A 12,435-nucleotide genomic window follows, 5' to 3' on the forward strand; every position below is an offset into this window, starting at 1 on the left:
AAAGACTCCAAATGGAGTCTTTTTTTTATGAAAAAATTAAAATACTGCGATTCAAAATTTGATATATTTGTATCCAAGAAAAATCTAAAATTATGTTTGGTATAGGTGGAGGCGAATTAATTTTTATAATGTTTATTGTACTCATGCTTTTTGGCTCTGATAAGGTGCCTGAAATAGCGCGTACTATGGGAAAAGCGATGGCGCAAATAAAAAATGCAACCAATGATATAAAAAGTGAAATTCAAAAAGGAGCAGAGTCTAATGGTTTTGATACAAAATCATTGAGCGATATAAGAGGCAGTATTACATCTGAAATCAACAAAGCGAAAGATAATCTATTAGGAGATACAAGCTCGTTGACTGATATAACCAGTAATATAACCTCAGAAATCAATAAGGCCAAAGAAAACCTTTTGAGTGAAACAACTACTCAAATAGAAACAACAAAAGAAGGAATTGACGATATTACAGGACCGATAAAACGTCAAATGTAATGTTGGAAAAAATCCTGTCTCTCGATACTGAGTTATTTGTTTTTCTTAATGGTCTGGGTTCTGAAACCTATGATGGATTATGGTTGTTTATTACCAAACAAAGCAATTGGATTCCGTTATTTTTACTGTTAGCATACGTGCTTTATAAAAAATTGGGTGCAAAACAAACGTTGTACATGCTTTTGTTTATAGCTGTTTTAGTGACAATTACTGACCAGACAGCCAATTTGTTTAAAAATGGATTTCAAAGATTGCGACCATGTAATAATCCAGAAATAAGTTCATTTATTCGCGTGGTGCAATTTCGCAATTCCTTTAGCTTTTTCTCAGGACATGCGGCAAATTCTATGGCAGTAGCTACTTTTTTATTTTTCAATTTTAAACACAAAATCAAATACTTTGGCTTTCTGTTTTTATGGCCGTTAATATTTGCTTATAGCCGCATCTATTTAGGATTGCATTACCCATTGGACATTTTAACAGGCTATTTGGTTGGATTTATTTTTGGATTATCCATATTTAAGATATATAAAGCAGCTCAATTAAAATATTTTCCTCGAACAGATAATTAGTAGCTTTGGAGCTATTTCCTGCTTTCCGCTCGTATCTTTACTTGCTTAAAGAACGCAAGTAAAGGATACCGCTTCTATCAGGGCTAGGGCATTAGTTTCCCAAAAGGCATTTTAAATAGAAATAATTTGAATCCAGAATGCTGTAATTGACTTCTAAAGAACTCTGCTCACTGTCAATCCATCGCGGATTGGTAATAAAACCGTTTCTACTCTAGGGTCATTTGCTAGCAATTTATTGTATTCCAATAATACCTTTGTACTCAAATCTTTAGGGTTTAGGGGCTCAAGAACTTTGCCACTCCACAACACATTATCCGATAAGATAATGCCGCCTTTATTCATTTTTGGAACAATCAATTCAAAATAATTGAGATAATTGTCTTTGTCAGCATCAATGAAAACCAAATCAAATTTCATATCAAGTGTTGGAATAATACCAGTTGCTTCTCCTAAATGCTGAAAAATTTGTTTCCCCCAAGGTGATTTGTCAAAATGTTTTCGCTGAAAATCAACTAATTCTTCCTTGATGTCAATTGTATGTAGCATCCCGTTTTCCTGTATTCCTTCACATAAACACAAAGCAGAATAACCGGTGTAAGTCCCAATTTCGAGAATATTTATTGGTCGAATCAATTTCGATAGCATACTCAAAACCCGACCTTGGAAATGCCCGCTCAACATTCTTGGTAATAAGATTTTTTGATAGGTTTCTTTATTCAAAGCAGCTAATAAAGCGGGCTCTTTTTCAGAATGTTGCTCTATGTAATCTTCTAATTCTTGGGAAATGAAATGCATTTTTTGATTTTTTTTCAATAGAAGGCAAAGTTATCAAATTATCAAATCAACAAATCAACAAATTGTCATTAAATTTGCACCATGCAAATCGATAAAAAAGATATAAGAGCCTTATCAAAAGAACAATTACGTGATTTTTTTGTGGCTAATAACGACAAAGCCTTTCGTGGAAACCAAGTTTACGAATGGTTATGGAGCAAAGGAGCACATAGTTTTGAGGATATGTCTAATGTTTCTAAGGGAACACGCACGATGCTGGAAATGCATTTTGTTATCAACCACATCAAAGTAGATACGATGCAGCGCAGTGAAGACGGAACCGTAAAAAACGCCGTTCGTTTGCATGATGGTTTGGTGGTAGAATCGGTTTTGATACCTACAAATACAAGAACTACAGCTTGTGTTTCGAGTCAAGTAGGTTGTAGTTTAGATTGCAACTTTTGCGCCACGGCGCGATTAAAAAGAATGCGAAATCTGGAACCGGCTGAAATCTATGATCAAGTAATTGCCATTGATAAAGAAAGCCGTTTGTATTACAATCATCCGTTGTCGAATATTGTTTTTATGGGAATGGGCGAACCGCTTATGAATTACAACAATGTGTTGAAAGCAATCCAAATGATTACCTCTCCAGAAGGTTTAGGAATGTCGCCTAAACGTATTATGGTTTCGACTTCGGGAGTACCTAAAATGATTAAGAAATTAGCAGATGATGATGTAAAATTCAAATTAGCAGTTTCGTTACACTCAGCAATTGATGAAATTCGTTCTCGAATAATGCCTTTCAGCGAAAATTTCCCTTTGGCAGATTTACGTGAATCATTAGAATATTGGTACCGAAAAACCAAAAGTAAAATCTCTTACGAATATGTCGTTTGGAAAGATATTAATGACAATAAAGCTTCAATAGATGCTTTGGTGAAGTTCTGTAAATACGTTCCTTGCAAAGTGAATCTTATCGAATACAATCCAATTGATGACGGGGAATTTCAACAAGCTTCTGAAGAATCAATTAATGCGTACATAAAAGCGTTGGAAACTAGCGGAATTGTGGTAAAAGTGCGAAGAAGTCGCGGAAAAGATATTGATGCAGCTTGCGGACAATTGGCCAATAAAGAAGCATAAATATTTTTTTCGAAAAATATTCAAAAGAATGCAAGCATTTGTAAGATTGCAGGCTAAAATTGTATCTTTGAATTCTAATGAATATTACTTCGCAAATAAAACAGCCCATTTTCAATGAAATGGAACTTTTTGAAAAAAAGTTCTACGAATCGATGACTTCAAAAGTGGCTTTGTTAAATAGAATTACCTATTATATTGTAAACAGGAAGGGGAAGCAAATGCGTCCCATGTTTGTTTTTCTGACTGCCAAAATGGTTTCGGCAGGAATTGTAAATGAAAGAACCTATCGGGGAGCTTGTGTTATAGAACTTATTCATACCGCAACATTAGTTCACGATGATGTTGTTGATGACAGCAATCGAAGAAGAGGTTTTTTCTCTATAAATGCACTTTGGAAAAACAAAATTGCAGTTCTAGTTGGGGATTATTTATTGTCAAAAGGATTGTTGCTCTCAATTGATAATGGGGATTTTGATTTACTTCGAATTATTTCTGTCGCTGTTCGCGAAATGAGTGAAGGCGAGTTACTTCAAATAGAAAAAGCCCGAAGACTCGATATTACCGAAGATATTTACTATGAAATCATCCGAAAAAAGACAGCGACACTTATTGCTGCCTGTTGTGCTCTTGGTGCAAAATCTGTTATCGAGGATGAAGTTCAGGTAGAAAACATGCGCAAATTTGGAGAACTTATCGGGATGGCTTTTCAGATAAAAGATGATTTATTCGATTACACCGAAGATGCCATTGGTAAACCAACAGGAATTGACATCAAAGAACAAAAAATGACTCTGCCTCTTATTCACGTCTTGAATACGTGTACTTCAAAAGAGAAAACATGGCTTATCAATTCTATTAAAAACCATAATAAAGATAAAAAACGCGTCAAAGAAGTTATTGCTTTTGTAAAAAACAATAATGGATTGTTTTATGCGGAACAAAAAATGGTAGAATTTCAGCAAGAAGCCCTTTTGCTTTTAGATAATTATTCGGATTCTGAGTTTAAAGATGCGCTGATTTTGATGGTAAATTATGTGATTGAAAGAAAAAAATAATTTTTTTTAAAATATTTTTCTTTCGTTAACTATTGATGTTATTGACTTTTTTGGTTTTAATTTTTTAGAATCAAAAAATTTTCTATCTCAGATGCAACCTTTTTGCATTGTCAATCGTCTATACTTATAGAAACACTTTATGAAAATTTTGAAAGTAATCAACTTACATCAGGAGGAAAATGAATTAATCGAGTTAGCTGTCGAGAATAATCGGCATGCACAACAAAAGATTTATACCCAGTTTTCTCCAAAAATGTTAAGCGTTTGCCGCCAATATATAAAAGACATTCATCAGGCCGAAGATATCATGATTACCGCTTTTATGAAAGTGTTTACGAATCTGAAGAATTTTCAGCACAAAGGAAGTTTCGAAGGTTGGATTAGAAGAATCATGGTCAATGAATGTATTTCTTTTATCCGAGTTGAAAAAAAGCTAAAATATAGTGAAGATGAAACCTATTTTGAAGAAAGTTTCAATAACATTGAAAGCCAATTTTCAATAGACGATATCCAATTTTTGATTGATAGTTTGCCGGATGGATATAAAATGGTTTTCAATTTATATGCTATCGAGGGTTATAAGCATCAAGAAATTGCAAATATGTTAGGGATTAATGAAGGAACATCAAAGTCGCAATTGTCACATGCCAGGAAAATGCTGCAAGGACAGATTAATACGTTAAAAAATTACAGTTATGGAACCGAATAAATTAGAAAAACAGTTCAAAGAGCAATTGAATTCTCGGGAAATCAAACCGTCAGAAATGGCTTGGTGCAAACTGGATGCAATGCTTACAGCTGCAGACCCGAGCAATAGCGAACAGGCGAAGCAAAAACCAAAAGCTAAATTTCCTTGGATGTTTATAGCGGCAAGTTTTGTTGGATTTTTAGTGATAGGTACGGTTTATTTTGGGCAAAACGGAAATGCTATTGAAAACCAGGAAAATGAGGTTGTTATTCAAAATTCAGTTGTTCCTAAAACTACTGTAGTTCCCACGAATAGTATTACACTAAAAACGGAGGAAGAAAAGAGTTTAGTTCCTAATGTTGTTTCAAAATCAAATTCGGGAATTAATCAAATTCCAATTTTAAAAGAAAAATTAAGTGCCGTTAACAATAATTCAAATGAAAATCAAGTAACAGAAGTTTCAATCAGTAATCAAAAAACAGAAAAAAAATCAATCAAATTACAAACTAGCGATGCGGCAGTTGACGAACTGTTAGCCGTTGTGGAAAATCCTTCGAAAAAGGAAAATCAATTGAATCAAAAACCGGTTGTGCGTGTAAATGCAAGTAATTTACTGTCGCAGGTTGATGGAGAATTAGAACTTTCCTTTCGTGAAAAAGTAATAAGTAAAGTAAGCAAGAATTACCAATCGGTAAAAGTCGCGTTGACCAATCGTAACTTAGAATAAAAATCATCAATCACCTTTAAAATCAAATCATCATGAGGAATTTTACCATTTACTTAGTAACACTGTTGTGTTTTTTTGCGAGCAAAATGCTTGGACAAGAAACATTTGAAAAACGAGCAAAAACAATTGCTTTAAAAATTGAAACCATTACCAAAGAAGAAAAAGCTGCACTGAAAATAGAAGTTGAGGCAATTAATAATCAATTAATCAATGGTACAATTACAAGAGAAGAAGCGGAGAGTAAAAAGAAATTAATGGCCGAAGCCAGAGCAATCAACATCGAAGCCAGAGTAGCAGTAGAGCAAGAAGCATTGAAAAATTTGGTTCAGGAAAAAGTGGATGGAAAAATTAAGGAGCAGGATTCTACTAGAAAATTCATCGTTTCTTTTAATAGAATAAACGGTAAACATAATTGCAAGGATAGTATTCAGGGAGAAAAAAGAACAACTTTACAATTTGTTTTTGCCATGGGTTTAAATAATTTAATTACAGGCGGGAAAGTTCAGGAATCGGACTATAGATTTCTAGGTTCTCATTTCTATGAATTAGGAGTTTCCTACAATACCAGAATCGCTAAAAACAATAATTTGCTCCATGCTAAATATGGGTTGTCAGTGATGTACAATAATTTGCGTCCTTCAGATAATCGAAATTTTGTTATAAATGGGAACCAAACTAATCTTGTGGTTAATCCGGTTGATTTAAAAGACTCTCGTTTTAAAAATGTTTATTTAGTGGCGCCAGTTCATTTAGAGTTTGATTTTTCAAGTAAAAAAATGAAAGAGGATAAACCATTTTTCAAAACGCACCAAAGTTTCCGTCTTGGAGTAGGCGGTTATGCAGGAATAAACTTAAAATCAAAACAAATTATCAAATATGATGATAATGATCTAAAAGCTAGGGAAAAAGTTAGAGGAGATTTCAACAGTACTAATTTTATTTATGGTTTGAGCACTTATATCGGTTACAAGGAAACCAGCTTGTATTTGAAATACGATTTGAATCCTTTGTTTAAAGAAAATGCAGTGAAACAAAATAATGTTTCTTTAGGATTGCGTTTTGATTTAAATTAAAATTTGTTGAGTTAGTTTTATACTATTTTAAGAACCCTTTTAGGAGTTTCAAACTCTGAAAGGGTTTATTTCTTTAAAAAACTTTGTAACTTTGACCTTTTGCAACTTTGACACTATATTAAATTGATTTCAAAAGCCACTATAGATACTGTTTTCGAAACTGCTCGTGTTGAGGAGGTAATAGGTGATTATGTACAGTTGAAACGCGCAGGAAGTAACTTCAAGGGATTAAGCCCTTTTTCTGAAGAGCGCTCTCCATCGTTCATGGTTTCCCCTGCCAAAGGTATTTGGAAAGATTTCAGCTCCGGAAAAGGGGGCAACTCTGTGGCTTTTTTGATGGAACACGAAAAATTTACCTATCCGGAAGCCATTCGTTATTTAGCTAAAAAATACAATATCGAAATCGAAGAAACGGAACAAACAGATGAGGAGAAAGCCAATACTGATGTTCGGGAAAGTATGTATTTAGTTTCGGAATTTGCGAAAACCTATTTTCATAATACACTTTTAAACTCTGAAGAAGGAAAGGCTATTGGCTATTCTTATTTTAAAGAAAGAGGTTTTACCAATGAGACTATTAAGAAATTTGGATTGGGTTATTCTCCTGAAACCTGGGATGCTTTTACAAAAGAAGCATTAGGAAAAGGATATAAATTAGAATTCCTCGAAAGTACAGGATTGACAATTGCTAGAGAAGACAGACCGTTTGACCGTTTTAAAAGTCGTGTAATGTTCCCGATACAAAGTATGTCAGGAAGAGTACTCGGTTTTGGAGGTCGTATTCTTACTAATGATAAAAAAGCGGCAAAATACCTGAATTCTCCAGAGAGTGATATTTACCATAAAAGTAAAGTTCTGTATGGTATTTTTCAAGCCAAACAATCAATCGCTAAGCTGAATAATTGTTATTTGGTAGAAGGATATACGGATGTAATTCAGTTCAATCAGGCTGGGATTGAAAATGTGGTTGCTTCTTCTGGAACAGCTTTGACACCAGACCAAATCCGTTTAATAAATAGATTGACAAAGAATATTACCGTTCTTTTTGATGGAGATGCAGCGGGACTTCGTGCTTCTATTCGAGGAATCGATTTAATTCTTGAGGAAGGGATGAATGTGAAAGTGTGTACTTTTCCTGATGGAGAGGATCCGGATAGTTTTGCCAAAAAAACATCCTATGATGATTTAGTTTTATATCTCGAAAATAATGCTAAAGATTTCATTCAGTTCAAAGCATCGCTTTTGATGAATGACGCCAAGAATGATCCCATAAAAAAAGCGGATTTAATTCGGGATATGGTAGTGAGTATTTCGAAAATTCCAGACAGAATACAACGAGAAATTTATATTCAGGAATGTTCCCGAATCATGGATATTTCGGAACAAGTTTTACTAAGTACTTTAGCGCAATTAGTTCAAAAAGATGTTGTTGAAGTTGGGAAAAAACAAAAACAGGAGCAATTGCAGAATGCTTTTGACTATATTAGAAATGATGATACAGTCGAGACGGATAAAGTAGATTCCCTGTATCGATTTGAACGTAAAATAATTGAAATCCTTTTGCTGTATGGGAATAAAACTGAAAATTTTGAAGAAGTTTTATTAAAGTCCAATAGTGAAGGAGAAATTATAGATGTCGTTGAAATTAAGGAATTAAAAGTTTTTCAGAAAATATATTTGAGTTTGCAAGATGACGAAGTAGAATTTGCAAGTCCTATATTTAGAGAAATTTATAAAGATTTAATCGATTATTATTTGCAAAATGAGGATTCTGGACTTGAAAAATATATAAATCATTTTCAGTCCGCTATTCCCGATGAAGTGACTAATATCATTATGGAGGAGGAGAAAAATGTATTGCATAATTGGGTAGGTCAAAATATTTTTCCTAAAACCAAAGAGGAAATGTTAAATCAGGATGTTTCGGATACATTACTTACTTTAAGATGGTTTCTGCTTAGTGAAATTATAGAAGAATTAAAAAATTCTGTCTCCAATGATCCCGATTCTGATAATATGGAGTCACTGTCTTTAGTGATGAATTATATTGAGTTAAGAGGGAAATTTTCAAAAAAATTAGGAAGAGTTGTGGTGCGATATCATTAAAATGATTTTACTCCATGTGTTTATAAATTAAAAAACTCTGTATTATCAGAAGTAAATTCGGATAATACAGAGCTCATGTCTGTGATTATGGATTATAATATTAATCCATTCTTTTTCAAAAAAATTAGAAAGAGTAATGTGTTTAGATAGTACTAAACAATTTCTAATGTTTTTGCTTTGTTTACTAAATCTACTAAATTGGTAACATTTAGTTTGGTTAGTAATCTTAATTTGTAAGTACTAATTGTTTTTTCGTTGAGTTTTAGAATTTCGGCTATTTCATGATTCTTTTTTCCATCACTTAAATAGCGTAATACTTCTACCTCACGGTTAGAAAGCTTTCGATACAATCGTTCGCTCTTACTTTGTTTTGCAATTAATGCTAGGTTTTTCTTAACGGTTTCGTTAATAATTATCTTTCCTTGATGTACTTTGATAATTGAAATTCCTAAAGTTTCAAGTTTTTCTTTTTTGTGAATAAACCCTGAAACTCCAGCTTTTATAGCATTAGGTGCATAAATTTGTTCAGAAAGACCACTGAATATAATAATTTTTGTTTTTGGGAAGTTCTTCAAAACTGATTTTACTTCGAAAATACTTGAAAGCCCCTCTAATTCCAAATCCAATATTAATACATCAATCTCTTTGGTAAGCAGTATATCCCGAACCATCAAAAAATTACCTACATTGGCAACTATTGATATTTCTGCATGATCTTTAAAGTAAGATTTTACTCCAAAATGCACTACGGGATAATTGTCGGCTAAACATACTTTAATCATGGTATTTAATTTTATTTAAGTGTTGTTTATCTTTTGGACAGTAAAATTAATAAAAAAATTCTGTAATTAATTGGAAATCAATATAAAATATGGTTTTTTTTATAAATTTGATATCAAACAAACCGGTATTGCATTCATTTTGTGTTTGTTGGCATTATTTAATCGTTTGTAAATTTCAAAAACTACCTTTTCTCTTCCAGTAAAATCATTTGCTGATTTCCCTGCTTCATCCTCCTTCATTGCCCATTCAAGCTCATCATAGCTGGCACCCAACTGATCTTCATCTGTTCTTTCATCACCAAATAATCCATCAGATGGTGATGCTTTTAAAATTGAATCCGGAACTTTTAAATACGCACCTAAGCTATAAACTTCAGATTTTAATAAATCAGCAATAGGACTCAAATCTACTCCGCCATCACCGTATTTAGTGTAAAATCCAACACCAAAATCTTCTACTTTATTTCCTGTTCCTGCAACTAATAATCCATAAATTCCAGCGAAATAATACAATGTGGTCATTCGTAAACGTGCACGCGTATTGGCTTGGGATAAGTGGAGCTTATGGATATCAACATTCTCCGGAACTATTTTTTTGAAACTTTCAAAAACATACGTTAAATCAGCTTCAATACTTGTTACATTTGGGAATCTATTTTTTAATTGGTCGATATGTTCACGTCCACGAGTTACATGGCTGTGCGGCTGATGGATTGGCATTTCAACACATAAAACTTGTAATCCGGTTTGTGCGCATAATGTAGAAGTTACTGCTGAATCTACTCCTCCTGAAATCCCGATGACAAATCCGTTAACTTTTGCATTTTCTGCATAAGTTTTTAACCAATTTACTATATGAGTATTCACTTTTTCAACTTGGATTGTACTTTTTTTAGTCATAATAGTTTACGTTTTAAAAAGCAGGAATGTATATTTGCAAACTAAATTAGTTGCGCATTCGTTTCCTTAAATTCTTAGGACACAAATTTAATTAATAAATATGAAAAAAAATCTATTTTTTGTAGTCTTTTGTCTCTTTTTCTTATCCTGCGAGAAAAAAAATAAGATCGAAAATACCGTTTCAGCAATTCCTTTAGAAGTGAAAGTAGCCCGCTTTGATAAAATATTTTTTGAAACTTCCCCCAAAGATTTGGACAAGGTAAAAAAAGAATTTCCTTTCTTTTTCCCTGTAGGAAATGACAATAGTGTTTGGTTAAATAAAATGCAGGATCCCATCTGGAGAGAATTATATACAGAAGTTCAAAAAAAATATGCTGATTTTGAACCTGAAAAAATGGAATTGGAATCGCTTTTTAAACACATTAAATATTATTTTCCTCAAACGAAAACACCAAAAGTTATAACTATAATCTCTGAAATGGATTATAAGAATAAGATTATTTATGCAGATAGTCTAGTCATTATTTCACTCGAATTATATTTGGGGAAAAATCATAAATTTTATCAATTTCCAAATTATATTAAGCAAAATTTTGAGCAAAGACAAATCATGCCAGATGTAGTATCGAGTTTCTCATTACGTAAAATTGCTCCTGTTACAGATAAAAATATGCTTAGTCAAATGATTTATTTTGGCAAACAATTATATTTAAAAGACTTACTTTTGCCAAATTATACTGATGCGGAAAAAATGGGATATATTCCTGAACAAATAAAATGGTGTGAAGAAAATGAAAGTTATATGTGGCGTTATTTTATCGAAAAAGAAATGCTCTATAGTGATGATCAAAAGTTGATACCACGGTTTATTAATCCAGCTCCGTTTTCTAAATTTTATCTGGAAATTGATAATGAATCACCAGGACAAGTTGGTGTCTGGATAGGTTGGCAAATGGTACGGTCCTATATGAAAAATAATGAAGTAGCTATAGCTGATTTGTTGAAAACCGATGCGAAAGAAATATTTATGAAATCAAAATACAAACCTAAGAAGTAATGTCAAATCAAAATACCTCAGAAATTAAGTTTCTAATAGAATTAGACGATAACCGTGTTCCGGAAAAATTAATGTGGTCAGCTAAAGATGGTGTAGTTGATCAGGAAGAAGCAAAAGCTATAATGTTGTCCATTTGGGATAGTAAAGTAAAAGAAACGATGCGTATCGATTTATGGACTAAAGATATGCCAGTTGATGAAATGAAAATTTTCTTTCATCAAACTTTGGTTGCTATGTCTGAAACGTTCAAACGTGCTACAGATGATGAGAAAATGGCGGACACCATGAAAGATTTCTGTGATTATTTTGCTGAAAAGTTGGAGTTAACGAAGTAAATTAGGCATTGTTTAAAATGAAAAATCCCAAAACTGCTTTTTGAAGTTTTGGGATTTTTTATTTTTAAAATATGAAGGAGAGTATTTTCTAAAACTGACTGTTGTTTTTGAAAACTTCTTGATTCACTTCGTCAATATAACTTAATAACTCTTCTTTTCCAGTAGATTCAGTTGCTGAAGTGACAAAATAGTGAGGCATCTCCGCCCAGTTATTAGCAAACATTTTCTTTTTGTAAGCCGCAATATGAGAGTCGATTTTTACTTTACTGATTTTGTCAGCTTTGGTAAAAACAATACAAAAAGGGATTTCGCTTTCGCCCATGTATGACATGAATTCAATATCTATTGTTTGGGCTTCATGACGAATATCAATCAGAACAAATGCACAAACTAGTTGTTCTCTAGTTTCAAAATAATCAGTTATAAATTCCTGAAAAATAGATTTCGTTTTTTTAGAAACTTTCGCATAACCATAACCGGGTAAATCGACTAAGAACCAGTTGCTGTTGATCAAAAAATGATTAATCAATTGCGTTTTTCCTGGTCTTCCTGATGTTTTAGCTAGCTTTTTATGATTAGTTAGCATGTTTATCAAAGAGGATTTTCCAACATTTGATCGGCCTATAAAAGCGTATTCCGGCATAAAGTCTTTGGGACATTTGGCCACATCGGAATTACTAATTATAAATTCGGCGGTATTAATTTTCATTTCTTTTAGGTGTAAAA

Annotated in this window: 14 protein-coding genes; 10 read left to right on the plus strand and 4 right to left on the minus strand. The window is 32.8% G+C overall.

Annotated features, from left to right (window positions below; genetic code table 11):
- Positions 1 to 92: 92 nt before the first annotated feature.
- Positions 93 to 494 (plus strand): Sec-independent protein translocase subunit TatA/TatB, encoded by a 402-nt coding sequence (locus ACNQGG_RS02910; RefSeq protein WP_417961358.1) that lies wholly within the window; start codon positions 93 to 95, stop codon positions 492 to 494.
- Positions 494 to 1,066 carry a phosphatase PAP2 family protein gene (locus ACNQGG_RS02915; RefSeq protein ID WP_417961360.1) on the plus strand — a complete coding sequence of 191 codons (573 nt, stop codon included), beginning with the start codon at positions 494 to 496 and terminating at the stop codon, positions 1,064 to 1,066. Before ACNQGG_RS02910 ends, ACNQGG_RS02915 begins: the two co-directional genes overlap by 1 nt.
- Positions 1,067 to 1,219: 153 nt before the next feature.
- Here ACNQGG_RS02915 and ACNQGG_RS02920 read toward each other — a convergent pair whose 3' ends face one another.
- Positions 1,220 to 1,861 carry an O-methyltransferase gene (locus tag ACNQGG_RS02920; protein ID WP_417961362.1) on the minus strand — a complete coding sequence of 214 codons (642 nt, stop codon included), beginning with the start codon at positions 1,859 to 1,861 and terminating at the stop codon, positions 1,220 to 1,222.
- A gap of 81 nt (positions 1,862 to 1,942) precedes the next feature.
- Here ACNQGG_RS02920 and rlmN point away from each other — a divergent pair, with 81 nt between their 5' ends.
- The 6 genes from rlmN (at position 1,943) to dnaG (ending at position 8,635) form a co-directional block, all read left to right on the plus strand.
- Positions 1,943 to 2,986: a dual-specificity RNA methyltransferase RlmN gene (gene rlmN, locus ACNQGG_RS02925; protein ID WP_417961364.1), complete on the plus strand. Its 1,044-nt coding sequence runs from the start codon at positions 1,943 to 1,945 to the stop codon at positions 2,984 to 2,986.
- A gap of 77 nt (positions 2,987 to 3,063) precedes the next feature.
- Positions 3,064 to 4,041: a polyprenyl synthetase family protein gene (locus tag ACNQGG_RS02930; protein ID WP_417961366.1), complete on the plus strand. Its 978-nt coding sequence runs from the start codon at positions 3,064 to 3,066 to the stop codon at positions 4,039 to 4,041.
- A 148-nt stretch (positions 4,042 to 4,189) separates the two neighbouring features.
- Entirely contained in the window at positions 4,190 to 4,750 is a 561-nt protein-coding gene (locus tag ACNQGG_RS02935; RefSeq protein WP_417961569.1) for an RNA polymerase sigma factor, read from the plus strand.
- Positions 4,737 to 5,456, plus strand: a complete 720-nt coding sequence (locus ACNQGG_RS02940) for a hypothetical protein (RefSeq protein WP_417961368.1) — start codon at positions 4,737 to 4,739, stop codon at positions 5,454 to 5,456. The genes ACNQGG_RS02935 and ACNQGG_RS02940 overlap by 14 nt, the downstream gene beginning before the upstream one ends.
- 32 nt (positions 5,457 to 5,488) lie before the next feature.
- A complete protein-coding gene (locus ACNQGG_RS02945; protein ID WP_417961370.1) occupies positions 5,489 to 6,529 on the plus strand; it encodes a hypothetical protein in 1,041 nt (346 codons plus the stop codon).
- 123 nt (positions 6,530 to 6,652) lie between these two features.
- Positions 6,653 to 8,635, plus strand: coding sequence for a DNA primase (gene dnaG / locus ACNQGG_RS02950; RefSeq protein WP_417961372.1), 1,983 nt, complete (start codon positions 6,653 to 6,655; stop codon positions 8,633 to 8,635).
- A gap of 152 nt (positions 8,636 to 8,787) precedes the next feature.
- On the opposite strand, the gene ACNQGG_RS02955 is transcribed toward dnaG, so the two are convergent.
- Together ACNQGG_RS02955 and nadE are read right to left on the minus strand one after the other, a co-directional pair.
- Positions 8,788 to 9,417, minus strand: coding sequence for a response regulator transcription factor (locus tag ACNQGG_RS02955; RefSeq protein ID WP_039108911.1), 630 nt, complete (start codon positions 9,415 to 9,417; stop codon positions 8,788 to 8,790).
- 99 nt (positions 9,418 to 9,516) lie between these two features.
- Positions 9,517 to 10,317 carry an NAD(+) synthase gene (gene nadE, locus ACNQGG_RS02960; protein WP_417961374.1) on the minus strand — a complete coding sequence of 267 codons (801 nt, stop codon included), beginning with the start codon at positions 10,315 to 10,317 and terminating at the stop codon, positions 9,517 to 9,519.
- Positions 10,318 to 10,417: 100 nt separating this feature from the next.
- Between nadE and gldB the strand changes: the two genes are divergently transcribed.
- Together gldB and gldC are read left to right on the plus strand one after the other, a co-directional pair.
- Positions 10,418 to 11,374, plus strand: a complete 957-nt coding sequence (gldB, locus tag ACNQGG_RS02965; RefSeq protein WP_417961376.1) for a gliding motility lipoprotein GldB — start codon at positions 10,418 to 10,420, stop codon at positions 11,372 to 11,374.
- The gene (gldC, locus tag ACNQGG_RS02970; RefSeq protein WP_417961378.1) at positions 11,374 to 11,709 is read left to right on the plus strand and encodes a gliding motility protein GldC; all 336 of its coding nucleotides are present in this window, start codon (positions 11,374 to 11,376) and stop codon (positions 11,707 to 11,709) included. The genes gldB and gldC overlap by 1 nt, the downstream gene beginning before the upstream one ends.
- Before the next feature lie 88 nt (positions 11,710 to 11,797).
- Here the strand turns inward: gldC and yihA are convergent, their stop codons facing one another.
- Positions 11,798 to 12,418: a ribosome biogenesis GTP-binding protein YihA/YsxC gene (yihA, locus tag ACNQGG_RS02975; protein WP_416857054.1), complete on the minus strand. Its 621-nt coding sequence runs from the start codon at positions 12,416 to 12,418 to the stop codon at positions 11,798 to 11,800.
- Positions 12,419 to 12,435 lie beyond the last annotated feature (17 nt).

It is taken from the genome of Flavobacterium esculini, from assembly GCF_048284325.1.
Taxonomy (GTDB): Bacteria; Bacteroidota; Bacteroidia; order Flavobacteriales; family Flavobacteriaceae; genus Flavobacterium.

What these genes read in the sequence shown, in the direction of transcription:
- ACNQGG_RS02910 (WP_417961358.1), top strand. Translation starts at nt 93, where the DNA reads ATGTTTGGTATAGGTGGAGGCGAATTAATTTTTATAATGTTTATTGTA.
- ACNQGG_RS02915 (WP_417961360.1), top strand. Translation starts at nt 494, where the DNA reads ATGTTGGAAAAAATCCTGTCTCTCGATACTGAGTTATTTGTTTTTCTT.
- ACNQGG_RS02920 (WP_417961362.1), bottom strand. Translation starts at nt 1,861, where the DNA reads ATGCATTTCATTTCCCAAGAATTAGAAGATTACATAGAGCAACATTCT.
- rlmN (WP_417961364.1), top strand. Translation starts at nt 1,943, where the DNA reads ATGCAAATCGATAAAAAAGATATAAGAGCCTTATCAAAAGAACAATTA.
- ACNQGG_RS02930 (WP_417961366.1), top strand. Translation starts at nt 3,064, where the DNA reads ATGAATATTACTTCGCAAATAAAACAGCCCATTTTCAATGAAATGGAA.
- ACNQGG_RS02940 (WP_417961368.1), top strand. Translation starts at nt 4,737, where the DNA reads ATGGAACCGAATAAATTAGAAAAACAGTTCAAAGAGCAATTGAATTCT.
- ACNQGG_RS02945 (WP_417961370.1), top strand. Translation starts at nt 5,489, where the DNA reads ATGAGGAATTTTACCATTTACTTAGTAACACTGTTGTGTTTTTTTGCG.
- ACNQGG_RS02955 (WP_039108911.1), bottom strand. Translation starts at nt 9,417, where the DNA reads ATGATTAAAGTATGTTTAGCCGACAATTATCCCGTAGTGCATTTTGGA.
- nadE (WP_417961374.1), bottom strand. Translation starts at nt 10,317, where the DNA reads ATGACTAAAAAAAGTACAATCCAAGTTGAAAAAGTGAATACTCATATA.
- gldB (WP_417961376.1), top strand. Translation starts at nt 10,418, where the DNA reads ATGAAAAAAAATCTATTTTTTGTAGTCTTTTGTCTCTTTTTCTTATCC.
- gldC (WP_417961378.1), top strand. Translation starts at nt 11,374, where the DNA reads ATGTCAAATCAAAATACCTCAGAAATTAAGTTTCTAATAGAATTAGAC.
- yihA (WP_416857054.1), bottom strand. Translation starts at nt 12,418, where the DNA reads ATGAAAATTAATACCGCCGAATTTATAATTAGTAATTCCGATGTGGCC.